This is a genomic window from Azospirillum sp. B510 (genome assembly GCF_000010725.1).
GTDB lineage: Bacteria > Pseudomonadota > Alphaproteobacteria > Azospirillales > Azospirillaceae > Azospirillum > Azospirillum lipoferum_B.
Map to the genome: position 1 here is coordinate 2,750,172 of NC_013854.1, position 24,340 is coordinate 2,774,511.

Below are 24,340 nucleotides of genomic sequence, written 5' to 3' on the forward strand. Positions count from 1 at the left end.
GTTTTCGATGCTCATCGTAATCCCGGCCATTCTACACTGGAGACGGCGTGATGAAAGCTCTTCCTCGCCTGTTGCTGGCCATCGCGGTCTGTTTCCTTGTCACCGATGGCGCCCAGGCACGCGATCCTTCCGTCACCTTCATCAATCCGGGAGCCGAGCGCTCGGGCGACGTGTGGGAGCTGATGCCGCGTTTCATGAAGGCGGCGGCGGATCAGCTCGGTCTCCGGCTCGAGGTCGTCTATGCCAACCGCGACCGGATCCGCATGGTGGAGCTTGCGCACCAGATCGCCGCAAGGCCGGTCCCGCCCGATTACGTGGTGCTGGTCAATGAGAAGGAACGCGCGCCCGAGATGATGGAGGCGTTCCGCGGCACGGCCAGCCGGCTGTTCCTGATCCACAACGACCTGAGCGCCGACCAGCGGCGTCTCCTGGGGAACGAGCGCGGGGCGCTGGCCAACTGGATCGGCACCATCACCGCCGACGACGGCGAGATCATCCGGGCGCTGATGGGCGGCCTCTACCGCAAGACCACCGGGGAGCCGCGGATCATCGGGATCGGCGGCGATGTCGCCACCCCGGTCTCCGCCCTGCGCGAGGCGGCCATGCGCGACTTCGTCGCCGGATCCGGGCGCGGCCGGGTCCTGCAAGTGGTGCCGGGCAATTGGGAACGGGATGACGCCCGCAGGAAGACGGCGAGCCTGCTGGCGCGCTATCCGGATGCCAACATGGTGTGGGCCGCCAACGACAGCATGGCGCTGGGCGCCTTCGACGCCGTCGCCGACGGCGGGCGCCGGGCCGCGGTGAGGGTCGGCGGCATGGGCGCCTTTCCCCAGGCGCTGGACAGCGTGGCGACGGGGGGGCTCGCCGTCACCTCCGGCGGCAATCTGCTGACCGGGGCCTGGTGCATGGTGATGATCCGCGACTATGACGACGGCGTCGATTTCGCCGCGGCGGGCGGCGCGCGCCAGACCAGGGGGACCATCCTGCTGGCCGAGGACGAACGCTCGGCCACGCTGTTCCGCGGCCTGATCGCCGAGCCGTCCCGCATCGACTTCCGCCGCTTCCTGCGCTCGGCCGATCCGCGAAAGGCGGGCTATGATTTCAGCATCGGCACCGTGACCGCGGCGGCCCGCTGAGGGGCAATCCGTTGAGACGCGGCCGGTTCAGGCCGCACCCTCAGCCGCCGGGCGCATAGACCGCCAGCAGCGCCGACAGCGTCACCACGCTGAGCACCGTCGACACCAGGATGGCGGAGGAGGTGCGCTCGACATAGGTCTGGTACTGGTTCGCCACTACGAAGGTCAGCGCCCCCGTCGGCAGCGCCGCCAGGATCACCGCGCTGGCGGTCCAGAAGGGATCCATCGGAAACAGCGTCCGCGTCAGCCCCCAGGCCAGCGCCGGATGGACCAGCAGCTTCAGGGCGCTGATCCACCCGGCCTCCGCCAGCCCGGCGGTCAGCCGTTGCGAGGCCAGGAACAGGCCGATGGCGAACAGCGCGCAGGGGCCGGCGGGGGACCCCATCAGCTCGCAGAAGGTGGCGACCGGCTTCGGCACCGCCACGCCCGGCAGCAGCGCCGACCAGGCGATGCCGGCGGCGGTGGACAGGATCAGCGGATTGCGCGCCAGCGCCCGGCCGACGTCGCGCAGAGCCTTGCCCAGCCCGTTGCCATGGCTGTTGGCGAATTCCATCCAGATCACGGCGATGCCGACCATGATGGCGCTCATGATGACGGTCGCCAGGATGGTGGGGGCGAGATGGTCCGGGCCGAAGGCGGCCAGGAACAGCGGAATGCCCATGTAGCCGGTGTTGGAGAAGGCGGCGTTCAGCCCCTGCATGCAGTGGATCTGCGTGCGGTCCCGGTGGAGGGCGCGGCCGAGCAGCGCCCCCAGCCCATAGACCAGCAGCATCGACCCCAGAAAGGCGCCGATGAAGGGACCGTTGAAGATCTCGGGAATCGAGCGCCGCGCCGTGCCGAGGAACAGCACCGGCGGCAGAGCCATCCAATAGACGAACTTGTTCAGCGCCTCCGACGCGGCGGCGCCGAGCAACTTCGACTTCCCGGACAGGAAGCCGGCCAGGATGATGGCGAATACGGGAAATGCGACATTGAGGACGACGGTCATGGCGCGCAACAATAGGCGACCCCAACCGTCGGCGTCGAGCGGGCGACCCCACCGCGCCGAGCATGGCACCCTTGACGCCGCACGGACGGCGTTCAAGAGTGCCGACCCGACATGCGACCACTCCCCGGGGGAGACCGCCCCATGAGAAAGCCGACCGATTCCATGATCGACCACCATAGCGCGCTCATCTACGTCATGGTCCTGGTGTCCGCCTGCGACGGCGACATGACCGACCCGGAACTCGAGGCGATCGGCGAGAATGTGCGCTACCTGCCGATCTTCAAAGATTACAGCGGCGATCAGGTGATGGCCGCCACCCGCGAATGCACGGCCATGCTGACCGACAGCGACGGGCTGGACACCGTGCTGACCATCATCGAGCAGGCCCTGCCGTCCAAGCTGCGCGAGACCGCCTATGCGGTGGCCTGCGACATCGCCGCCGCCGACCCCAAGGCCTCGCAGGAGGAGCTGCGGATGCTGGAGATGCTGCGCCACCGGCTGGGGGTGGACCGTCTCTGCGCCGCCGCCATCGAACGCGGCGCCCGCGCCCGCCACATGCGCCTGTGACCGTTTCCATCCGTATCGTTGAAAGCACCGACATGAGCGAAGAGACCATCCGCCCCGACCTCGGCGGCCAGCGCATCGGCTTCATCGGGCTGGGCCTGATGGGCAAGCCGATGGCCCGTGCGCTCGCCCGCGCCGGCGCCGAACTGGTGGTGACCAGCCGCAGCCCCGGCCCGGTCGCCGAACTGGCGGCGGAGGGCATGATCGCCGCCACCGGCCCGGCCGCCGTCACCGGTCAGGCCGACATCATCATCCTGATGCTGCCCGACACCGTGACGGTGGAGTCGGTCGCCGACGCCCTGCTGCCGGTCCTGCGCCCCGGCCATCTGGTGATCGACATGGGCACCACCGCCGTCGCCGCCACCCGCGCGCTGGCCGGGCGGGTTGCCGAAGCCGGCGCCGAATGGCTCGACGCCCCGGTTTCCGGCGGCACCGTCGCGGCGGAGTCGGCGATCCTGACCATCATGGCCGGCGGCAGCGACGCCGCCTTCGCCCGCGCCCTGCCGCTGTTGCAGGCGATGGGCCGCCGCATCACCCATGTCGGGGGGAGCGGGTCCGGCCAGATCGCCAAATCGGCCAATCAGGTCATCGTCGCCCTGACCATCGGCGCGGTGGCGGAGGCGCTGGCGCTGGCCAGGGCCGCCGGCGCCGATCCGGCCAAGGTGCGCGACGCCATCCGCGGCGGCTTCGCCGAATCCCGCATCCTCGACCTGCATGGCGCCCGCATGGTCAGCGGCGATTTCACCCCCGGCGGCCGCGTCGCCACCCAGGTCAAGGATCTGCGGCAGGCGGAGGAGCTGGCGGAGCAGTCCGGCATCGACCTGCCGACCCTCGGCCTGACGCTGGAGCTGTTCGAGATGCTGGTCGAACAGGGCGACGGCGCGCTCGACCATTCCGCCCTCTACCGCCTGTTCGCGCGCTGAGGCTGAAGGGCTGGAACCGCGGGGACGGAGCCGGACGCTCCGTCCCGTCCGTCATCATTTCACCCCGCCGCCATTTCCTCCATTGCGGCGAAGCTCCGCTTTCCGCAAGTTTCTTGTCAAAACGATTGAGCGCAGGCGCCGCATCGTCCATTCTCCCGGCTTTCCACAGGGTGGCAAGACACTGCCGATCCCTATCGTCTAGACAGGTCAGGCGGCGATGACGGGCGAACGCATCTATCTCTACGACACCACGCTGCGCGACGGGGCGCAGACGCAGGATGTGGATTTCTCGGTCGCCGACAAGATCGCGATTGCCAGGGACCTCGACCGGCTGGGCATCGACTACATCGAAGGCGGCTGGCCGGGCGCCAACCCGACCGACGACCGGTTCTTCGCCGAGGCGCCGGAACTGAGCCGCGCCATCTTCACCGCCTTCGGCATGACCCGCCGTCCCGGCCGCAGCGCCGCCAACGACCCGCAGCTGACGGCGCTGGCGCAGTCGCGCGCCAAGGCGGTGTGCATGGTCGGCAAGAGCTGGGACTTCCATGTCGACGTCGCGCTGAACATCCCGCGCGCGGAGAATCTCGACCTCATCCGCGACAGCATCGCCGCCCTCCGCGCCGCCAAGGGCGAGGCGCTGTTCGATGCCGAACATTTCTTCGACGGCTACAAGCGCAACCCGGCCTATGCGGTCTCCTGCATCAAGGCCGCCCAAGACGCCGGGGCGCGCTGGATCGTGCTGTGCGACACCAATGGCGGCACCCTGCCGCACGAGATCGACGCCATCGTCCGCGAGGTGGTGGAGACGCACGGCATCCCCGGCGACCAACTGGGCATCCACTGCCACAACGATACGGAAAACGCCGTCGCCAACTCGCTGGCGGCGGTCAGGGCCGGCGCCCGCATGGTCCAGGGCACCATCAACGGGCTGGGCGAGCGTTGCGGCAACGCCAACCTCGTCTCGCTGATCCCGACGCTGATGCTGAAGATGGGCTACGAGACCGGCATCCGCCGCGAGGATCTGCCGCTCCTGACCCAGTTGAGCCGCGCCTTCGACGACCGGCTGAACCGCGCCCCCAACCGCCATGCGCCCTATGTCGGCGCCAGCGCCTTCGCCCACAAGGGCGGGCTGCATGTCTCGGCGGTGGAGAAGGACCCATCCTCCTACGAGCATGTGGCACCCGACGCCATCGGCAACCGCCGCCAGATCGTCATGTCGGATCAGGCCGGCCGCTCCAACCTCATCGCGCGGCTGCGCGATATCGGGATGGCGGTGGACGCCAAGGACGAGCGGCTGACCGGCCTGCTCGATCTGGTCAAGCGGCGCGACAGCGACGGCTACGCCTATGACACCGCCGAGGCCAGTTTCGAGCTGCTGGTGCGGCGCGAGCTGGGCGAGGTGCCGCGCTTCTTCGAGCTGCTGCGGTTCCATGTCACCGACGAGCGCCGCTACAACGCGGTCGGCGAGATGGTGGTGGAGTCGGAGGCGGTGGTGCGCGTGCGCATCGGCGACGAGCTGCGGATGGAGGTGGCCGACGGCAACGGCCCGGTGCATGCGCTGGACGTCGCCATGCGCAAGGCGCTGGAGCCGGCCTATCCGGCGCTCGCCAAGGTCAGCCTGTCCGACTACCGCGTCCGCATCCTGGCCGCCAAGGACGGCACCGGCGCCATGCCGCGCGTGCTGATCCGCAGCGCCCGCACCGACGGCACCGAATGGTCAACGCTGGGCGTCTCCACCAACATCATCGAAGCCTCGATGGAAGCGCTGGTGGACAGCTACACCTACGCCCTGATGAAGGGCGACGCGACTCCGGTGTGATCCCCGCCCCCCCTTCGGGGAAAGAGGATCACGCGTCCCCTTCCCAGCGGGGCGGCGATCTGTTAGGGAACGCGGTTTCGGGGCGCTCGCATTCACGCGGGGACGGCTCCGGTCATCAGCGCCCGTATTGCCGCGGGACCGCTCTCGGAGGATCATCGCCATGCTCTGGCTCGCCGCCTATATCGGCAGCATTCTTGCCATCAACTTCGCGTTCAGCCTGTTTCCGCACCTCGATCTCGTCTGGTCCTGCTGGGCCGGGCTGATCTTCATCCTGCGCGACATGGTGCAGGTGCGCTATGGCCATTGGGCGCTCGCCGCCATGCTGGGCGGCACCGTGCTGTCCTACCTGCTGACCGATCCCTTCGTCGCCACCGCCAGCGTCGCCGCCTTCGCCGTGTCGGAGTTGATCGACTGGGCGGTCTTCACCATCACCCGCCGCCCGCTGCGCGACCGGCTGTGGATCAGCGCCGCCCTGTCGGTGCCGGTCGACACCGCCATCTTCTTCGGCATGCTCGATGTCTGGGATCCCAGCGTCTGGGCCGCCAGCTTCGCGTCGAAGCTGCTGGGCGTCTCGGTGGTCTGGCTGCTGATGCGGGCGCGCGACGGCCGCATGGTCGGCGCGGCGGCGTAAATCCGCGGGCGCCCCTCCCCCGCTCGCGCACAGGCCCGCGGAACGGGGCGCCTTCCGCTCAGAAGCCGCTGACGAACCGGTTGAACAACCGCCCCAGCGGCCCGGTCAGCCGCAGCCCGCCGACGGTGGTGGTGAGGCACAGGCACCCCTCCTCGTCGGCGACGGGCCGATGGTCCAGCGACGGATCGCCGACGGCGATGTCGCCAGGCTGGAAGGTGCCGAACTCGTCGGTGAAACCGCCCTCCAGCACCACGGTCAGCTCGATCTCGCCATGGGTGTGGCGCGGCACCCCGGCCCCGCCCTTCATCCGGATCAGCCGCGTCGATCCCCTCGGCCCGGACAGCAGATCCATGCAGCGCATGCCCGGCTGGAGAAAGCGCCAGCCCTTCCCTCCCAGCCGCCCGTCGCGGTCGAGCCGGCCGCGCAGATAGCCGCGCAGCGGCTCGGGAAAAAGCGAGCGTTCGCTCGGCGATGCCGCCATGGCCGGGTGGGAGGCCGGGCGGGCGGCGGGACGGACCATGAGACGGCAAGGCGCCGGCCGCTCGTGATCGAGCCGGGCCATCAGCGCCTCCAGACAGCCGTCGGACAGCGGCTCCGGCTCCAGCTCGTCGAGCAGGGCCCCGCCGATCGCCTCCATCTCCGCCACCGCATGGCGACAGGCGGGGCAGAAGGCCATATGGGTGGCGACGGCCAGCGCCGCGCCTTCGCACAGGGCGCCGCCGGCGTAATCGATCAGCAGGGTATCACCCGGATGGTGGCTTGGCCGGTTCATCGGAAATGCCTCACCCGACATCCTTCAGCGACCGCCGCAGGCGGTCCATCGCCAGGCGCAGGCGCGATTTGACGGTGCCGAGCGGGATGCCGTGCTCCACCGAGATCACGCTGTGCGGCTTGTCCTCGAAATAGGCCATGCGCAGCAACTCCGCCTGTTCGGGCGGCAGCTCCTTCAGCGCGGCGCGCAGGCGGCCGCCGCTTTCCTTCGCCTCGATCCGGCGATCCGCCGACTCCTGGGGTTCGGGCACCAGGGCGGGATCGTCCGGGTCGATCTCCGGCCGCTGTTCACGCCGCAACGCATCGATTCGCTTGTTGCGGGCGATGGTGAACACCCAGGTTCCGGCAGAGGCATGGACCGGGTCATAGGTTTCGGCGCGGCGCCAGACCAACAGCATCACCTCCTGAACAAGCTCCTCGGCCGCCCCGGCATCGCACCCCAACCGGCGCAGATACGTCTTCAGCCGCGGCGCGAAATGATCGAACAGAACCCCGAACGCCTGCTTGTCCCGCGCGCGCCCGACGGCGACGAGACGGTCTTCCAGGCTGGGGGCCGTGTCGGCCGCGGGGGTGTGCTGATCCTGCATGCGCCCATTCAAGGGGAACATCGGCCCCGGCACAAGCCGGGGATGACACCCATTCCCGGAAATCGCGCCGCCGCCCCCCTTTTCAAGGCCCCTGCGTCAATCGCGCATCCCACCCGCGAACAAGCCGGCCCCGCATATCGTATCCCGCCTGTCGATACGCAACCCTCCGGTCGTCGGATCACGAGGACTCCCGGCCTGCGGCTTTTTTCAGGAATGTCCGGGCGGGCCCTAGCGCGGAAAACCCATGGCACGCAGGGACTCCGCCACCTCCGGCGTCTCCAGCGCCTCGATGAAGCGGCGGACGGCGGGACGGTCACGGCGGACGGACGGAACGACGAAGTCGTAATGCTCCTCCTGCAACGGCAGGAACCCCAGGCCATAGAGGTTGGCCGCGGTTTCGATGGCCATTCCCCAGTCGGCGCGGCCCTGCGCCACCGCGACGGCCACGGCGTTGTGCGATTTGGCCTGCGTCCAGTATCCCACCGGCCGCGCGCCGCCCAGCAACCGGTCGGTCAGGATGCGGGTGCCGCTGCCGGCATTGCGGTTGATCAGGATGCAGTCGGCCAGCCCGGCCACTCCGCCCACCGCCTCTTCCGCCGTCCGGCCTTCGAAGCGCGGATCGCCACGGCGGAAGACGATGCCCTGCATCCGGCGGTAGCCGGTGACGAGCTCCAGCCCCGGCGCCAGGAAGGGCGTGTTGTAGGCGCCGGTGGCCGGATCCATCAGATGGACGGGGGCGATGTCGCATTCCCCCCGCCGCGCCGCCGCCAGCCCGCCCATCGAGCCGACATTCAGCGCCTTGACCGTCATTCCCTCCGCGATCAGCCGGCCGAGCACCGCGTTCAGACCGATGCACTGGCTGCCGACCACGATCAGCTCCGCCGGCGCCAGCGCCCGGCCGATCAGCTGGACCGACACCGGCGTGCCCGCCTCCACCGCCTCGGCCTGGGCGTCGATGGCGAGGAAGCCGTCGGCATGGCTGAAGGCGGTGACCGCACCCGATCCCTTGGACAGCGGATAGGCCGCCAACTCCTCCTCGCCGGCGCCCTGGACCAGCGAGACCATCACATATTCGGTGCGCCCGCGCTCCGACCCCAGCCGCACCGGCAGGGTCGCGGCCACCTCCTCCGCCGTCGCCGACGGCAGCCCGGCCATGGCGCGGATGACCGGCGCCACGAAGCTGTGGAAGGTGAACATGGCGGAGGTGGGGAAGCCCGGCAGGATCACCACCGGCTTGCCGGCGGTGACGGCCAGGCACAGCGGCTTGCCCGGCTTCAGCGCCACGCCATGGGCGACGATGCCGGGGTCGGACAGCCGCGCCACGATGCGGTGGGAGCGGTCGCCCGCCCCCTTCGAGGTGCCGCCCGACAGCAGCAGCGCGTCGCACTCCAGCCCCTGGGCGACCAGCCGCTCCAGCGCACCGTCCTCGTCCGGAGCGATGCCGAGCGGCACCGGTTCCGCCCCCAGCTCGGCGACCGCGGCGGCCAGGATGGCGCCGTTGCTGTCATAGACCGCCCCGGTGCGGATCGGCTGTCCGGGGGCGATGATCTCGTCGCCGGTGGACAGGATGGCGACGCGCGGCCGCCGCACCACCGGAACCTCGGCCAGCCCGATGGCGGCGAGCACGCCGATCTCGCGCGAGGTCAGGGACTGGCCCCGGCGCAGCACCACCTCGCCCCGGCCGATGTCGGAGCCGGCGGCGGCGACGAAGGCGCCGGGATTGGCCGGACGGCCGAGGGTGACGAACAATCCTTCCGGCCGCTCCACCGCCTCGGTCGTCTCGACCATCACCACGGCGTCGGCGCCGCGCGGCAGCATGCCGCCGGTGGCGATCACCGTGGCGGTGCCGGGCTCCACCGTCAGCCGCGGGACATGGCCGGCGGCGAGCACCTCGTCATTCAGGCGCAGGGCGACCGGACGGTCCTCCGCCGCCCCCGCCGTGTCGCCGGCGCGCACGGCGAAGCCGTCGACCATCGAGCGGTCGAAGCCGGGCACATCCACCTCCGCCGCCACGTCGGCGGCCAGGACGCGGCCAAGGGCGGCGGACAGCGCGACGCGCTCCTCCCCCCGCGGCGACAGGTCGAGATGGCGGTGGAAGCGGGCGCGCGCCTCGTCGCCGCTGACCACCTCCAGGAACTGGTCCTGGCGGGCGGCCTGGGCGACGAAACGGCGGATGTCCTCGCTGCTGCGGTCGGAGCTGGGCACGCGGCGAACCTTTGCGGTATTGGGCCAGGGCGGATTGGGATCGGGGCAGGATGGGATCAGGAGAAGCGATGCAAGATAACATCCGCTCCGTCCGGCACACCTTCGCTTTCCGCCGCGATCAGGACGAAGCCGTCGGCGCGCGCCGCCGCCGCCAGTCCCGGCCAACCGGGGGAGGCCACCGGCTCGACCTTGCCGGCCTCATCCAGCCGGACCCGGTGGAGGTCGAGGCAGCCGATTTCCGACACCAGCTTGCGCGCGGTCACCGCGCCGACCATCGCATGGGGAAGAGCCGTCGGCAAGCCGGCGGCATGCCGAACCGCGCGTCCGGCCAACAGCTCGTAGGCGGCCAGCGCCGCCATCGGTTCGCCGGGCAGCAGCAGGACCGGCACGCCGCCGGACCTGCCGAGACCGGCGCTGCCGCCGGGACGCATGGCGATGCCGTGCAGGTCGAGGCCGCCGACCCGCGCCAGGGCCGGCGGCGCCACATCGTCCGGACCGGTTCCGGTGCGCCCGGCCGACAGGATCAGGTCGGCGCCGGGCCGGGAGAAGGCATCGGCCAAAGCGTCGATGTCCACCGGAATGACCTCGACCGTCTCCACGACACCACCGTCGCGCCCGACCAGCGCCGCCAGCATCGCCCCGAGCTGCTCGGGCGCGTCGGCCTTGGGGCCGCCGGCCAGCAGGATGCGCACCCGCGGCGCCGGCCGCACCGGCACCATCCCCCGACCAACGGGGCCGTATCCGGACACCGCCAGCAGGCCGAGGTCGCCGGGGCGCAGGCGCCGCCCGGCCGGCAGCAGCAAACTTCCGGCGGCGCTCCAGGCCCCCCGCCGCTCCACCCCGTTGCCGGGCGCCACGCCGTCGATCGCCTCGATGACGGGGCCGGCGGCCTGCACCGCCTCATAGGGGATCACGGCGTCGCAGCCCGCCGGCAGCGGGTCGCCGGCGCTGACCGCCACGGCCGCCGTCAGCGGCACCGGGTTGTAGGAGCCGGCCCCCAGCGTGTCGGCCGCCGCCACGGCATAGCCGTCCGCCGTCGCCCGGTCGGCCGGCGGCCAATCACCCATCGCCACGACATCGCCCGCCAGCCGCAATCCGGCGCAGTCGGCCAGCGGCAGCCGCCTTGCCGCCGGCGGGGCGACATGGCTGTCGATCCACTCCCAGGCGACCGCCAACGGGACGCGGCGGGCGAAGCCACGCCCGCGGACGTCATGCACCGGCAAGCCGGACGGGACGGTCACAGCGCCGGCACCGTGTCATCCTGCGCCGTGGCGTCCCGCACGCGGTTCCGGCCGGCGCGCTTGGCACGGTAGAGCAGCTGGTCGGCGATCTCCGCCAGCCGTTCGGGGCCCCCCTCGTCCGACGGGATCACGGTGGCGACGCCCAGGCTGATGGTGACATAGGGCGCGACCGGTGATTGCGCATGCGGAATCCGCCGGTCGGCGACGCCCGCCCGGAACCCTTCGGCCAGGCGGACGGCGCCCTCGCCATCGGTCTCCGGCAGCAGGCAGACGAACTCCTCGCCGCCATAGCGGGCGACGAGGTCGCTCGGCCGGCGCGCCCGCTCCGACAGCACATCGGCCACGATGCGCAGGCATTCGTCGCCGCTCTGATGGCCGTAATGATCGTTGTAGGCCTTGAAATGATCGACATCGAGGATGACGAGCGACAGCGGCAGATGGGACCGGCCGCAACGCCGCCATTCGCGCCGAAGCGCGTCATCGAACCGGCGGCGGTTGGCGATGCCGGTCAGCCCGTCGAGAAAGGACAGGCTGCGCAGCAGGTCGGCCTGCCGCTTCAGCAGAAGATGGTTGCGCACCCGCGCCCTGACGATCGGCGGGCTGATCGGCTTGGTGATGAAGTCGATGGCCCCGACCTCCAGCCCGCGGGTCTCATCCTCCACCTCGCCCTTGGCGGAGATGAAGATGACGGGGATGTCGTGGGTGGCGGGATCGGCCTTGATGCGGCGGCAGACCTCGAAGCCGTCCATCCCCGGCATCATGATGTCCAGCAGCACGAGGTCCGGCATCCGCGACTGGACGAGCTCCAGCGCCCTCTCGCCATCGGTGGCGAAATAGATGTCGTAGTCGTCCTTCAGGATTCGGCTCAACACATGGACGTTGGACGGAATATCGTCCACCACCAGGATTTTCGGGCGGGGATCGGTCATCGGCTCGCTCAGACCGTCGGTGGCGGGAGGCCGAGGTCCCGTGCGATCCGCCGCACGATGCCAAGCGCCTTGGTGAAGTCGAGACCGTCGATGGCGGCGGACAGCCCCTTCATCGTCGAAGGGTCGATCCATTCCGTCAGCGACGGCACCAGAATAGCGAACTCCTCCGCCGCTGCGAAGTTGCTGTCGTGCAACAGGGCCGCGAACTCCGGCAGACGCTCCGCCAGCAGCGTCCGGCTCTCCGCCGAACGGCCGGTTCCGGCAGGCCCGCCGGCCGCTCCCTCCGCCCCCGCCGCGGCATCGTCCTTCAGACGACGGGCGCTTTCCAGCACGAGCGCCAGTTCGGAGCGCAGCACCGGCATCTGGGCCGCCGCCGCCGCCGCATCCTGCCGTTGGGCGGCGGTCTGCACCGCGTCGGCGGCGACCGAGAGGCGACGGGCGCCGACATTGCCGGCGACGCTTTTCAGATCGTGCGCGATCGACTTGGCGGTCGCCAGATCCTCCCCCTCCAGCGCCTCGGCGATCCGCTCGGCGATGCCGGCATAGCTGTCGGCGAACTGACCGATGAAGCGGCGGAACAGAGCGGTATCGCCGTCCAGCCGGTTGAGCGCATCGGTCAGGTCGATGCCCGGAAGCTGGTCGGGAAAGCGACCGGACTTCGGAGCGGGCGGAACGGCGGACGGCGCGCCGGCGGAGGCGGAGGCGGCGGCGGTCACCAAGGCGTCATTCCGGGCCGGAATCGGTGCGGCGGCGCAGGGCCTGACCGCCACCAGCGGCGGCCCGATCCAGCGGGCCAACGTCGCGAAAAGCTGCGGCAGGTCGAGCGGCTTCGGCACATGGGCGTCCATCCCGCTGTCGAGGCAGCGCTGGCGGTCCGCCGGCAGGGCGCTCGCGGTCATCGCGATGATCGGCAGACGCCGCCCCACGGGCAATGCGCGGATCGCCGCGGTGGCGGCGAAGCCGTCCATGTCCGGCATCTGCACATCCAGCAGCACGGCATCGAAGGGCTGGTCGGCCATCCGCACGCGGTCCACCGCCTGCCGTCCGGTGGCGGCCTCGGTGACATCGGCCCCGGCCCGCTCCAGAATCTCGCGGGCCACCTGACGGCTGATCGCATTGTCGTCGGCCAGCAGCAGGCGGCGGCCACGCAGCGCCCGGCTGGCATCCCAGGCCGGCCCGCCCAACCCGCCCCCAGAGGTCGAAACCGGGGCCGGGGCTCGGGCCGGGGCTGGGGTTGGGACCGGTTCCGGAACCGGGCTGGGCAAGCGCGGCCCGCCGACGGCCGGCTCGGACTGTCCGCCGCCGCTCCGGGCATAGGCGACGGTGACGGCGTCGAGCAGGGTGGAGGCGGTGACGGGCTTGACCAGGAAGCCGGAAATCGCGGTCTCTTCGGTACGGGCGTCCATCCGCTCGCGGCCATAGCCGCTGACCACGATGATCATCGGCATGCCGGCGCCGGCATCGGCGTGGATGCGCCGCGCCGTCTCGATGCCATCCATCCCCGGCATCTTCCAGTCCATCAGAACCACGTCATAGGCACGGCCGGCGGCGGCGGCGCGCTCCACCTCGTCGATGGCGGACCGGCCGTCACCGCAAGCGGTCACCGCCCAGCCGAAGGCGGTGACGATCTCGCCCAGCACCTCGCGCGCGGTGGGATTGTCGTCGACGACCAGAACCGTCAGATCGCGGGGCACCGGCCGCGCCGGCTGAAGCGGGACGTCCGCCCCCTCCGGGCCGGAGGCGCCGGGGCGGCGGCCGAACTCCGCCCGGAAGCGGAAGACGCTGCCCTTGCCGGGCTCGCTCTCCACATCCATGGCGCCATTCATCAGCCGGACAAGCCGGGCGCAGATCGCCAGCCCCAGCCCGGTGCCGCCGAAGCGCCGGGTGGTGGAGCTGTCGCCCTGGCTGAAGGCCTCGAACAGCCGCTCGCGCTGTTCCGGCGCGATGCCGATGCCGGTGTCGCGCACGGAGAAATCCAGCACGGCGCCGTCGTCGGCCAGCGTCCGGAGCCGGACCGACACCACCACCTCGCCGGTCTCGGTGAACTTGATGGCGTTGCCGGCGAGATTGATCAGGATCTGCTGAAGGCGCAGCGGATCGCCGACCAGCTCCAGCGGCACATCCGGCGCCACCGAGAACAGGACGTCGATGTCCTTCTCCTGCGCGGCCGAGCCGACGATCACCGCCAGCGTCTGAAGCAGGTCGTCCAGACGGAAATCGGCGCGCTCCAGCTCCAGCTTGCCGGCCTCCACCTTCGAGAAGTCAAGAATGTCGTTCAGGATGCCCAGCAGCGACTGCGCCGACACCCGCACCTTCTGCACATAGTCCGCCTGCCGGCCGGTCAGCTCCGTCTGCTGCAACAGATGGATCAGCCCGAGGATCGCGTTCATCGGCGTGCGGATCTCATGGCTCATGTTGGCCAGGAACTCGCTCTTGGCGCGGCTGGCCGCCTCCGCCGCCAGACGGGCGCGCTGCATCGCCGCCTCCGCCCGCTTGCGCTCGGCGATCTCGTGGAAGACCAGCACGGCACCCTCCACCTTGCCGTCCGCCAGCATCGGCGACGCCGTGTATTCCACCAGGAAGGGCTTACCGCCCTTGGTCCAATAGGTGTCCTCCAGCCCGCGGCGGCTCTCCCCGCTCAGCAGAACCTCGGTCACCGGGCATTCCAGCGCCGGGAAATGGCCGCCGTCGGCGCGGCGCGCATGGATCAGCTCATGCAGGTTGCCGCCCAGAAGCTCCTCGTTGGCATAGCCGGTCAGCGCGGAGGTGGCGGGATTGGCGAAGGTGACCAGCCCGTTGCGATCGACGCCGCAGATGCTGTCGGAAGCGGAACGCAGGATCAGGTTCAGCCGGCGGTTGGCGCTGGCGAAGGCCTCGTTGGCGCTTTCCAGCTCCCGCTTCTTGGCGTCCAGCTCGGCATTGGTGTCGGCCAGCCGGCGGCGGCCAGCCACTTCGCGTTCCAGGCTGCGCAGCGCGGCATAGGCCAGCCCGGCGCAGGCCAGCACCGCCAGCGCGACCAGAATGCTGCCGCGGATCGTCCGCTCCCGCCAGGGCGCCAGCTCCGTCGGCTCCGACAGGGCGACGAAGACGACCAGCGGCAGGTCCGGCACCCGCTGGTAGGACAGGATACGCCTCGTCCCCGCCTCCGTCCCGTCGATCTCGAAGGTCTCGGTCGCCGCCTCCGCCGCATGGCGCAGCACGATCGGCCCATCCGGCCCGGCCAGCGGTTCGCTGGCGGGGAAGCGCAGCACCGGCTTGCCGTCGGTGCGGTAGAGCGCGATGGCGGAGCCGGGGCCGATATCGAGGCTTTCATACAGCTGGCGGTAATAGTCGAGATCGACATTGGTATGGACCACGCCCTGGAAGCGGCCCTCCACCATGATCGAACGGCTGACCGTGAAGAACTCCGTCCCGGTGATGCGTCCGGCGATGCGCTCGCCGACATGGAACTCCGTGCCGTCGAGATGCGCCTTGAAGAAGCTGCGGTCCGCGGCGCTGACCTGTGGGGTCGGAAACTGCCGGCTGGTCAGGATGGCGTCGCCGGCCGGGCCGTCGATCCACAGCGCCGCGATCTCCGGCAGGGCGTCCACCATGTCGCGGATGGTGATCCAGGCCTCGCGGTTGGTGTCCAGCCCGGCCAGGCCGTGATAGCGGATGAGATCCCGCGCGCGGCTGAGGGCGAGGTCGGCGGTCGCGACCGTTCGACGCACATGCTCCTGAAGCAGGCGGGCGGTCGACTGGGCCTGTTCCCGGCTGTGATGCAACGTCTGTTCCCGATCCGCCCAGACGACGTAGCTCCAGAAGCCGACGCCCAGCAGCGCGATCAGGGCGAAAGCGCCGGACAACAGCACGCGTGTCCGAATCGGGGATGCCGGAGGAGCCGGAGCGTCGATCGCGTTTCTGTCCATCATCGCCGAGTTGTCGCCGCATCGCCGCCGGCGACCGGCGCCGCCCGCCGGCCCTTCCGCCTACATCGGCCGGAGTATGATCTTGCGTCGGCGGCAACCGCAAGCGACTTGATTGGCACGGCGGGGGCGGTGGCGATGCCAGTGGCGATGGCGGCGGCGACAGCCGGCGCTTGCGGGGAACCCCTCCGGTACAGCCTCGCTTGCCCCGCCTGCCTTCCCGCGCGGGCTGCGGCATTGTCGGTATGCCGGGCCTGAAATTGTCACAGATGCCCCGCCCTCCGTCTCCGCCGTGAAAGCGCCCGTCCGATGGCCGACCGCCGCATCCCGCCGCTCACGCCCCGCCCGACCAGACCGCCCACCGGTCTGCTCGCCGGCCTGTTCCTCGGCTCGTTTCTCCTGGCCGCCGGCTCCGCCCTGGCCCAGGCGGCGCTGACCGGTCCGATCCGCTCCGATCCGATGCAGACGGTCGGCGCCGAGGTGCATGTCCGGGTCGAAACCCTGCCGAAGCCCTACGCCACCCCCGCCGTCGCCAACGAGGCGGTGCTGGTGCCCCGCCCCGGCGACCAGCCGCTGCGGGCGCCGCGCGGCTTCACCGTCACCCTGTTCCGCGACCATGTGGAGAATGCCCGCAACCTGCTGGTCCTGCCCAATGGCGACGTGCTGGTGGCGCAGCAGCGGCCGGGCACCCTGACCCTGCTGCGCGACGCCGACGGCGACGGCCGGGCGGAGACGGCGCGGATCTGGGCCGAGGGGTTCGACCATCCCTTCGGCCTCGCCTTTCAGGACGGCGCGGTGCTGGTCGGCGATCTGGCGGGGGTGTGGCGGCTGCCCTGGACCGCCGGAACCGGGACGGCGGGAGAAAGGCGGCGGCTGACGCCCGAGGGCGCCTTCGGCAAGCGCGGCGGGCACAACACCCGCTCCATCGCCGTGGCGCCGGACGGGCGGCATTTCTATGTCGGCATCGGATCGGAGTCGAACATCGGGGTGGAGCCGGAACCGCGCGCCACCATCCAGGAATTCCGCAGCGACGGCAGCGGCCAGCGCACCTATGCCGCCGGCCTGCGCAACCCGGTCGGCCTCGCCTTCAAGCCCGGAACCGGCGACCTCTATGCCGTGGTCAACGAGCGCGACGGGCTGGGCGACCAGCTGGTTCCCGACTTCCTGACGGCGGTGAAGCCGGGTGGTTTCTATGGCTGGCCCTATTCCTACATCGGCGGCAACCCGCAGCCGGACCTTGCCGGGCGGCGGCCCGATCTGGTGAAGGCGGCGCTGGTGCCGGGGCTGCTGTTGCAGGCCCATTCGGCGCCGATCGGGCTGGCCTTCGGCGACGCCACCCATTTCCCGGAGCGCTACCGCATGGGCGCCTTCGTGTCGCTGCACGGATCGTGGAACCGCTCGCGCCCCACCGGCTACGCCATCGCCTTCGTGCCCTTCGACACCGCCCCCTTCGACAGAAGCAAGCCCACCGGCACCTATGAGACCTTCGTCACCGGCTTCCGCGTGACGGATGCCGCCGGGGCCGGAACGGGGAATGCCGCGGAGGGCGACGAGACGCCGAAGGTCTGGGGCCGCCCGAGCGGGCTGGCGGTGACCGCCGACGGCGCCCTGCTGATCGCCGAGGACGCCTCCGGCACGGTGTGGCGCGTCGCCTATGCGGCCGCCGAAAAGGAACAGGAGAGGGAGCCGGAGAAGGAGCCGGCGGCCAAACCCTGACGGCTCAGCAGCATTCGTCCTCCAATTGGCGCAGCATCGCCAGCCCGTCCTCGTCGTCATGCTCCTCGAACAGGTCGGCGATGTAATAGATGTTGGCGCAGAGCAGGCACAGCCCGTCGGCCTGCCGTTTCAGCGGGTCCTCGGCGATCGCCAGCTTGGCGCGGAAGCGCTCCCAGAAGGCGTTGGTCTTGGCGGGGTCGTCGATGTGCATGTGGAGCCGGTCGATGATGCGACGGCTGTTGCCCTCGCAGTCGATGCCCTTGAACGACACATAGCGGTCGGGTGCGTCGAAGCTGTCCACGGAAGCGGTCTCCTGATGCGGGCGCCGGCGGTCAGGCCGAGGGTTTGGAAGGCTGCGCCGATGCTTCCCCGTCGGCGATCCCGCCATCAAGCGGCCCTGCACCAACGGCATCCCGCCCGCGCGAATGGCGGGATCGCCGCACGAATGGCGGCCGGCTACAACGCCAGCCGCCGCTTCAGCACCTCGGCCCGGTTGCGGCTCACCGGCACGCGGGGGCCGCCGGGGGCCGCCATGACGAGGGCGGCGCGGCCGTCCCGCCGTTCCACCGCGCGGGCATGGCGCAGATTGACGATGTAGCCGCGATGGATGCGGAGGAAGGAGCGGGTATCCAGCCGCGCCTCCAGTTCCGACAACGGCAGGCCGCAGAAGAAGGCGCCGTCGGCCGTGTGGACCGTCGTGTAATGGCCGTCGGCCTGGAGATAGACCGCATCGGCCGGATCGAGCAGAACGATGCCCCGCCCCGTCTCCACCGGCAGCTTGACCAGCGGGTCGGGAGGATGGGGGGGAACCGGCGCATCGGCCGATGCCGGCCGCGCCGCCTCCATCAGCATCAGGGCGGTGACCGCGCTCCCCTCCGCCACCGCGGCGGCGGGGGCCAGGGCGGTCGCCTTCACCACCAGAACCCGGCCGGGCAGCGCCACCATCATCGAGCAGGCCGATGCCGGGGCGGCGGGATCGCCGGCGGCGGCCAGCAGCAGTTCCACCTTGGCCCGGTGCGAGGGCGGATGCAGGTCGTGCAGATAGGCGCCGGCCAGCCCGGCCGCCCGGTCCCCCAGCAGCCGGACCGCCGCCGGATTCAGCGCCAGCACCCGCCGCGCGCCGTCCAGCAGCACCAGCCCGACGTCCATGTTCTGCAACGCATAGTCCATGGACGCCCACTATAGCGACGCTTCGGCCTTAATTCTCGCCTTTCCGCCGGCTGCCCTGGACCAGGGCGGCGACGACCCCGTGGAAGGTCCGCACCTCCTGCTCGGTCATCTCCATCCGCTCGAAGGCGTTGCGGAGCGTGCGCACCATCGAGGGACGCTTCTCCTCGCTGGTGAAGAAGCCGGTGCGGTCGAGCGCCGCCTCCAGCCGCTCGAAGAAATTCACCCGCTCGGCCATCGTCGCCGGGCGGGTCTGGCCGGTGTGCAGGAAGCGGTCGGGCGTACGGTCGCCGGCCTGGAACCACTCATAGCCGATCAGCAGCACCGCCTGCGCCAGATTGAGCGAGGAGAAGGCCGGGTTCAGCGGCACCGTCACCAAGGTCTGGGCCAGGGTCAGGTCGTCGTTGACCAGCCCGGTGCGCTCCGGCCCGAACATGACGCCGAGCTTCTGCCCGGCGGCGTAGCGCTCCCGCATCTCGCCCGCCGCGACGCGCGGGGTGACGAAGCGCTGGATCATGTCGCGGGTGCGCACGGTGGTGGCGAAGACCGCCTCCAGATCGGCGACCGCCTCGGCCGTCGTCTCGAAGATGCGGGCGTTCTCGATGACGGGATCGGCGCCGGACGCCGCGGCGTTCGCCTTCGGGTTGGGCCAGCCGTCGCGCGGCTTGACCAGTCGCAGGTCGGTCAGCCCGCAATTCAGCATCGCGCGCGCGCAGGCGCCGATATTCTCGCCGAGCTGCGGCTGCACCAGGATGACGGCGGGGCCGCCGAGGATGGAGTCGCGGGTGGGATTCTGGCCGGAGGTCATGGGAGGTGGGTTCGTTTCGAGGTGATGTGCCGAGGACCCGCGCGCTTTCTATTCCTGCTGCTCCGCCTTCTCCGCCTCGACCTTGACCGGGCCGCCGTCGAGGGCGGTCAGGCGCTTCTTGAGGTCGGAGACGTCGGCGAACAGGCGCTTCAGGCGGGCGAGACCCTTGTATTGTTCGAAGGCGCGGGCGCGCGGCACGGCGGGATAGCCCATCCACACCGATTTCGGCGGAATGTCCATGCCGACGCCGGAATTGGCGGCGACCACCGCGTCGCTGCCGATCTTGACATGGTCGGCGACGCCGACCTTGCCGGCCAGAACCACGCGGTCGCCGATCACCGTGCTGCCGGCGATGCCGACATGGCCGCACAGCATGCAGTTGGTGCCGACCTGGACGTTGTGGCCGATCTGGACGAGATTGTCGATCTTGGTGCCGTTGCCGATGCGGGTCGCCGTCACCGTGCCGCGGTCGATGGTGGCGCCGGCCCCGACCTCGACATCGTCGCCGAGGATCACCGTGCCGATGGAGTTCACCCGGCGGATCAGCACGTTGGTGCCGGTGACGCGCCCGGTGGTCTTGGCCGATTCGACGCTGCCCGGCTCCGGCGTGACGAAGCTGAAGCCGTCATTGCCGACGGCGGCGTTGGGATGGATGATGCAGCGGGCGCCCATCTCCACCCGCTCGCCGATGCGGGCGCCGGGATGCAGCAGGCTGCCCTCGCCGATCACCGCGTCGGCGCCGACCGTCACATGCGGCAGGATGACCGCCCCGGCGCCGATCCGGGCGCGCGGACCGACATAGGCGAAGGGCGCGATGGAGGCGTCGGGCGCCACCACCGCGTCGGGCGCGACATAGGCCTGGGGCGACACCCCCGGCTCGGCATGGACCGGCCGCTCGAAGAGGTCGAGCATCCCGGCCATGGCATAGCGCGGGCGCTTCACCACGATGCGGCCCTTGACGGTGTCGGGCACCTCGACCCCTTCGGCGACCACGGCGGCCGCCGCCTTGCTGCCGGGCAGCAGGGCCAGCAGCTCCTTGTCCATCGCCAGCGCCAGATCCTCCGGCCCCTCGGCCTCCGACGGGTGGACGGCGCGGCGGACCTCGAGGGAGCCGTCGCCTTCGACCGTGGCGCCCAGCGCTTCGGCGATCTCGGCCAAGGTACGGGGGGGCAAGGTCATGGGAAGCTTGGTCATGGTCGGGGACACCGGGGTCTGGGTCTTCGCGGGCCGTCCTGTCGCACGGCGCGGCGGACCCTAACACGGGCGTCCGGCGGATTGCGAGGTGTCAGAACGCGGTCCCGGCCTGCGCGGTCCCCGCCTTGCCGTCGGCGGCCCCCCGCCGCAGCCAGCCCATGACCCGCAGCCTCATCCGCCGCAGCAGCGGCTGGCGGGCCTGGACCGCGTAGTATTTGCGCACCGTCTCCAGGATCTCCCAGGTGCCGGTGAAGCCCATCGGCAGGACCAGCGCATCCCCGGCCTTGTATTCCCGGGGAGCTCCGCCCTGCGGCGTGATGATCACCCGGCCGGACAGCAGCAGGCAGAACTCGTGATAGGGCCAGTCCGTCATACGGACGAGGCCGGGCGTGCATTGCCATACCCCCGACCGGAAGCGGCCGAGGTCGCCTTGGAACAGGTTGCGGTTTATCTCCATCGGCTGGCCGGACAGGATGGCGCCGAACACCGCCGGCTTGCCGACCTCGTCATCGGCGATGCGGTGGCCGTCGATCGGAATGGGGCCAGGGGACATGGCGCTAGGGGACATGGCGCTGTGGTCCGGCATCGGCTCTCCCGGTTTGGGGGTTTGGAGGACGATCCTGCGCAACACCCCACCCCGCCGAAGGTTCCCTACGGCTCCGAACCATCGCGGCTCCAGGAACCGTCAGCCGCCCAGATTGATGATCTCCACCCGCCGGTTGGCCGCCGCCGTCGGCTGGTCGGGCAGCAGCAGCTCGCGCGCGCCCATACCCGACACCTCCAGCCGGTCGCGCTGGATCCGGTGCCGTGACGCCAGATACTCGACCACCGCCGCCGCCCGCCGCTTGGACAAAGCGAGGTTGGCCGCGTCGCCGCCGACCGCGTCGGTGTGGCCGACGATGCGGAAGCGGGTGGTGCCGGCCGTCGTCATCACCGCCGCCACCTTGTCCAGGACCGCCCGCGATTCCGGTTTGATCACCGCCGAATTGAAATCGAACTCGACCCGGAAGGCGGCGCGCAGTTCCGGCGCCGGCAGGGCGGCCGGTCCCGGCAGCGGCGGCAGCGTCACCGCCCCCGGCCGCTGCGCTGACGGCGTCGCGGCCGGCGGTGCCGCCGGCCGCTGCATCGCCAACGGCGGGCAATCGGGTCCGGTGGTGCCGAGCAGCGCCGCCTCGATCTCGCATTCGCTGGGATTCGGCCCCATCGGCATGGTCGGCCCCGGCAGCGCCCGCATTTGCGTTTGGGTCTGGGCCAACCCCACGCCGGGCAGCGCCAACCAGAGGCAGGCGCTCCAGACACACGCACCCCTGACACATTGGCCAAGCATCCGGCCCGGCCGCATGGCGGCGTTGTCCGGGCCACCGACGGTCACTTCAAATTGCGCGTGGAACAGTCCTGCGTCCATCTGTAGGATCCCGGTCCGTATCTTTCGCATAGGGCGCTTGGGAGGAAACAAGCATGAAATCGCTGAAGGCTCTGCTCGCCGGCATCGCGCTGGCCGCGCTGACGGTTCCCGCCGTTCTCGCCGGTGCCGCGACCGCTGCCGACTACAAGGCGGAGTACAAGCTTTCCACCGTTCTGGGCAAGCCCTTCCCCTGGGGTGTCGGCGGCGAGCGCTGGGCCGAACTGGTCAAGGAGAAGACCGGCGGCCGCATCACCATCAAGATGTATCCCGGCACCTCGCTGGTGAACGGCGACCAGACCAAGGAATTCACCGCGCTGCGCCAGGGCACCATCGACATGGCGGTCGGCTCCACCATCAACTGGTCGCCGCAGGTGAAGGAGCTGAACCTGTTCTCCCTGCCCTTCCTGATGCCCGACCACAAGGCGCTGGACGCCCTGACCCAGGGCGAGGTGGGGAAGAAGCTGTTCGACCTGCTGTCCACCAAGGATGTCGTGCCGCTGGCCTGGGGCGAGAACGGCTTCCGCGAGATCTCCAACTCCAAGCACGCCATCCGCAGCCCGGCCGACCTGAAGGGGCTGAAGATCCGCGTCGTCGGCTCTCCGCTCTATCTCGACACCTTCACGGCGCTGGGCGCCAACCCGACGCAGATGAGCTGGGCCGACGCCCAGCCGGCGCTGTCCACCGGCGCCGTCGACGGGCAGGAGAACCCGCTGACCATCTTCGTCGCCGCCAAGCTGGCGACGTTGGGCCAGAAGCATCTGACCCTGTGGGGTTATGTCGCCGACCCGCTGATCTTCGTCGTCAACAAGGAGGTCTGGGCCAGCTGGTCGAAGGAGGACCAGGAGGCGGTGCGCGCCGCCGCCGTGCAGGCCGCGGCGGAAGAGGTCGCGATCTCCCGCAAGGGCATCACCGCCGCCGACGACAGCCTGCTGAAGGACATCGCCGCCCAGGGGGTCGACGTGGTGCGCCTGACGCCGGAGGAGCAGAAGGCGTTCCAGGCCGCGACCCAGCCGGTCTTCGAGAAATGGACCAAGCAGATCGGCCCCGATCTGGTGAAGGCGGCCCAGACCGCCATCGCCGCCGGGAAGTAAGCGGACCTCGTCACCCGGCCGGGAAGACGGCGCCGCCCCGGGGTGGCGCCGTTTTCATGCCCGCCTCCCATTTGCTTGTGATGCGAGCCCGGACGGATTGCGCTACAACTTCGCGGACGGGCGTCCCGATCCGGGTTCGCCGCCAACGGCTTGCGGAACCGGGTTGCGGAGCGGGCGCCTATGACCTCGGAGATGCTGCTGGCGCTGTTCTGCATCGGCGCCACCCTGCTGTTTCTCGGCATCCGCCGCGGGCTTATCCTGCGGACGGAGCGGGAAATCCGCCGTTGCGGCAGGGTCCTGGTCAGCGAACGCGACGCGCTGGAGACCCAGGCCAACGAGCTGGAGGCCATGCAGGCCGACATCGAGGCGATGAAGGCCAAACTGGCCGAGCTGTCGACCGAGAAACTGGTTCTCGACCGCCGTGGCGGCAAGCGCACCGCCGCCAGCCGCCGCTTCATCCATGAGATCGGCCGGCATGAGCCGGGCCGCGCCCACTTCACCTTCCGGCTGGCGATGGCCCCCGGCTTCACCGGCAGGCCCGATGCCAAGGCGGTGGTCCATCCCGCCATCTGGCGCTTCGAGAACGAGGCGCGGGTCTGGGCCGCCGACTTCGCCGCCGCCCAGATGCTGACCCGCAACATCTTTCACGAGGGGGTGGGCGTCACCGTCTCGGGCGAAGACACGGAAGCCGTGGCGGCACCGGCCGGAGCGGTCGCGCCATGAGCATGCTCTGGGTGCTGGGATCGGTCACCGCCCTGCTGATCGGGCTGCTGGGCGAACGGTTCCTCGGCCGGCGCGCCAGCCGCCAGTCGAAAAAGCTGGACGCCTTGAAGGAACGGCTGGAGGTCTACGCCAATTACGGCAAGCTCGCCGCCCTCCGCCGCGCCGAGGCGGAGGAGACGCTGTCCGAACTGCGCCGCGAAATGGCGGAGGTCGTAGGCGAAATCCTCTCCCTGCAATCCGCCGCCACCGACGATGCGGCTTTGGCGCCGATGGTGTTCCACTGCATCGACCGGGTCGCCCGCTCCGGCGGGCCGCTGTGGTATGTCGCGGTGGAGGCGTTGGATGCCGGCGCCGCCTGGTCCGGCATGCGCGCCTACGCCGTCGCGGCGGACAGCGCGGAGGAGGCGCGCAAGCGGATCACCGAACGCTATCCCTCCCCCACCTCCTTCGCCATCTCGCCCGCCGCCCAGTTGACGCTGCCGGAGCGGTGACGGGGGCCGACAACTCCGCAAGGAAAAGGGGGCGCCCCACCGGAGC

General features: G+C 70.6%; 22 protein-coding genes. 9 read left to right on the forward strand and 13 right to left on the reverse strand.

Annotated elements, in window-relative coordinates:
* Positions 1-50 precede the first annotated feature (50 nt).
* Positions 51-1,136, forward strand: a complete 1,086-nt coding sequence (locus AZL_RS12865) for an ABC transporter substrate-binding protein (RefSeq protein WP_042443111.1) — start codon at positions 51-53, stop codon at positions 1,134-1,136.
* Between the two features lie 40 nt (positions 1,137-1,176).
* Here the strand turns inward: AZL_RS12865 and AZL_RS12870 are convergent, their stop codons facing one another.
* Positions 1,177-2,124, reverse strand: coding sequence for an AEC family transporter (locus AZL_RS12870; protein ID WP_012974980.1), 948 nt, complete (start codon positions 2,122-2,124; stop codon positions 1,177-1,179).
* 141 nt (positions 2,125-2,265) lie between these two features.
* Here AZL_RS12870 and AZL_RS12875 point away from each other — a divergent pair, with 141 nt between their 5' ends.
* The 4 genes from AZL_RS12875 (at position 2,266) to AZL_RS12890 (ending at position 6,061) form a co-directional block, all read left to right on the forward strand.
* Entirely contained in the window at positions 2,266-2,691 is a 426-nt protein-coding gene (locus AZL_RS12875; RefSeq protein ID WP_012974981.1) for a tellurite resistance TerB family protein, read from the forward strand.
* 32 nt (positions 2,692-2,723) lie between these two features.
* On the forward strand, positions 2,724-3,611 hold the full coding sequence (locus tag AZL_RS12880) for an NAD(P)-dependent oxidoreductase (RefSeq protein WP_012974982.1): 888 nt from the start codon (positions 2,724-2,726) through the stop codon (positions 3,609-3,611).
* A 217-nt stretch (positions 3,612-3,828) separates the two neighbouring features.
* Positions 3,829-5,430, forward strand: a complete 1,602-nt coding sequence (gene cimA / locus AZL_RS12885; RefSeq protein WP_012974983.1) for a citramalate synthase — start codon at positions 3,829-3,831, stop codon at positions 5,428-5,430.
* Positions 5,431-5,590: 160 nt separating this feature from the next.
* Positions 5,591-6,061, forward strand: coding sequence for a preQ0 transporter (locus AZL_RS12890; RefSeq protein WP_012974984.1), 471 nt, complete (start codon positions 5,591-5,593; stop codon positions 6,059-6,061).
* A 58-nt stretch (positions 6,062-6,119) separates the two neighbouring features.
* On the opposite strand, the gene AZL_RS12895 is transcribed toward AZL_RS12890, so the two are convergent.
* The 6 genes from AZL_RS12895 to AZL_RS12920 all read right to left on the reverse strand — a co-directional run bounded on the left by AZL_RS12895 (position 6,120) and on the right by AZL_RS12920 (position 15,645).
* Positions 6,120-6,833, reverse strand: a complete 714-nt coding sequence (locus AZL_RS12895; protein ID WP_012974985.1) for a ChrR family anti-sigma-E factor — start codon at positions 6,831-6,833, stop codon at positions 6,120-6,122.
* Positions 6,834-6,843: 10 nt separating this feature from the next.
* Complete coding sequence (locus tag AZL_RS12900; RefSeq protein WP_042443810.1) at positions 6,844-7,419, reverse strand: sigma-70 family RNA polymerase sigma factor; 576 nt, start codon at positions 7,417-7,419, stop codon at positions 6,844-6,846.
* A 228-nt stretch (positions 7,420-7,647) separates the two neighbouring features.
* Entirely contained in the window at positions 7,648-9,624 is a 1,977-nt protein-coding gene (locus tag AZL_RS12905; RefSeq protein ID WP_012974987.1) for a molybdopterin biosynthesis protein, read from the reverse strand.
* A 56-nt stretch (positions 9,625-9,680) separates the two neighbouring features.
* Positions 9,681-10,865: a molybdopterin-binding protein gene (locus tag AZL_RS12910; protein WP_012974988.1), complete on the reverse strand. Its 1,185-nt coding sequence runs from the start codon at positions 10,863-10,865 to the stop codon at positions 9,681-9,683.
* On the reverse strand, positions 10,862-11,794 hold the full coding sequence (locus AZL_RS12915) for a diguanylate cyclase domain-containing protein (protein ID WP_012974989.1): 933 nt from the start codon (positions 11,792-11,794) through the stop codon (positions 10,862-10,864). Before AZL_RS12915 ends, AZL_RS12910 begins: the two co-directional genes overlap by 4 nt.
* A gap of 8 nt (positions 11,795-11,802) precedes the next feature.
* On the reverse strand, positions 11,803-15,645 hold the full coding sequence (locus AZL_RS12920; protein WP_247894212.1) for a response regulator: 3,843 nt from the start codon (positions 15,643-15,645) through the stop codon (positions 11,803-11,805).
* A gap of 363 nt (positions 15,646-16,008) precedes the next feature.
* On the opposite strand from AZL_RS12920, the gene AZL_RS12925 reads away from it, so the two are divergent.
* Positions 16,009-17,415: a PQQ-dependent sugar dehydrogenase gene (locus tag AZL_RS12925; RefSeq protein WP_012974991.1), complete on the forward strand. Its 1,407-nt coding sequence runs from the start codon at positions 16,009-16,011 to the stop codon at positions 17,413-17,415.
* Positions 17,416-17,419: 4 nt separating this feature from the next.
* Here the strand turns inward: AZL_RS12925 and cowN are convergent, their stop codons facing one another.
* The 6 genes from cowN to AZL_RS12955 form a co-directional block, all read right to left on the reverse strand.
* Entirely contained in the window at positions 17,420-17,716 is a 297-nt protein-coding gene (gene cowN / locus AZL_RS12930; protein ID WP_012974992.1) for a N(2)-fixation sustaining protein CowN, read from the reverse strand.
* A 155-nt stretch (positions 17,717-17,871) separates the two neighbouring features.
* Positions 17,872-18,585, reverse strand: a complete 714-nt coding sequence (locus AZL_RS12935) for a LytTR family DNA-binding domain-containing protein (RefSeq protein ID WP_012974993.1) — start codon at positions 18,583-18,585, stop codon at positions 17,872-17,874.
* A 28-nt stretch (positions 18,586-18,613) separates the two neighbouring features.
* Entirely contained in the window at positions 18,614-19,390 is a 777-nt protein-coding gene (locus AZL_RS12940) for an RNA methyltransferase (protein ID WP_012974994.1), read from the reverse strand.
* 48 nt (positions 19,391-19,438) lie between these two features.
* A complete protein-coding gene (gene lpxD, locus AZL_RS12945) occupies positions 19,439-20,584 on the reverse strand; it encodes a UDP-3-O-(3-hydroxymyristoyl)glucosamine N-acyltransferase (RefSeq protein ID WP_086935362.1) in 1,146 nt (381 codons plus the stop codon).
* A gap of 91 nt (positions 20,585-20,675) precedes the next feature.
* Positions 20,676-21,152, reverse strand: a complete 477-nt coding sequence (locus AZL_RS12950; protein ID WP_247894213.1) for a cupin domain-containing protein — start codon at positions 21,150-21,152, stop codon at positions 20,676-20,678.
* Positions 21,153-21,269: 117 nt separating this feature from the next.
* A complete protein-coding gene (locus tag AZL_RS12955) occupies positions 21,270-21,818 on the reverse strand; it encodes an OmpA family protein (protein WP_247894214.1) in 549 nt (182 codons plus the stop codon).
* A gap of 224 nt (positions 21,819-22,042) precedes the next feature.
* Between AZL_RS12955 and AZL_RS12960 the strand changes: the two genes are divergently transcribed.
* The 3 genes from AZL_RS12960 to AZL_RS12970 all read left to right on the forward strand — a co-directional run bounded on the left by AZL_RS12960 (position 22,043) and on the right by AZL_RS12970 (position 24,294).
* The gene (locus tag AZL_RS12960; RefSeq protein ID WP_012974998.1) at positions 22,043-23,080 is read left to right on the forward strand and encodes a DctP family TRAP transporter solute-binding subunit; all 1,038 of its coding nucleotides are present in this window, start codon (positions 22,043-22,045) and stop codon (positions 23,078-23,080) included.
* A 180-nt stretch (positions 23,081-23,260) separates the two neighbouring features.
* Complete coding sequence (locus tag AZL_RS12965) at positions 23,261-23,803, forward strand: hypothetical protein (protein ID WP_042443115.1); 543 nt, start codon at positions 23,261-23,263, stop codon at positions 23,801-23,803.
* Positions 23,800-24,294, forward strand: a complete 495-nt coding sequence (locus AZL_RS12970) for a hypothetical protein (RefSeq protein ID WP_012974999.1) — start codon at positions 23,800-23,802, stop codon at positions 24,292-24,294. Before AZL_RS12965 ends, AZL_RS12970 begins: the two co-directional genes overlap by 4 nt.
* Positions 24,295-24,340 lie beyond the last annotated feature (46 nt).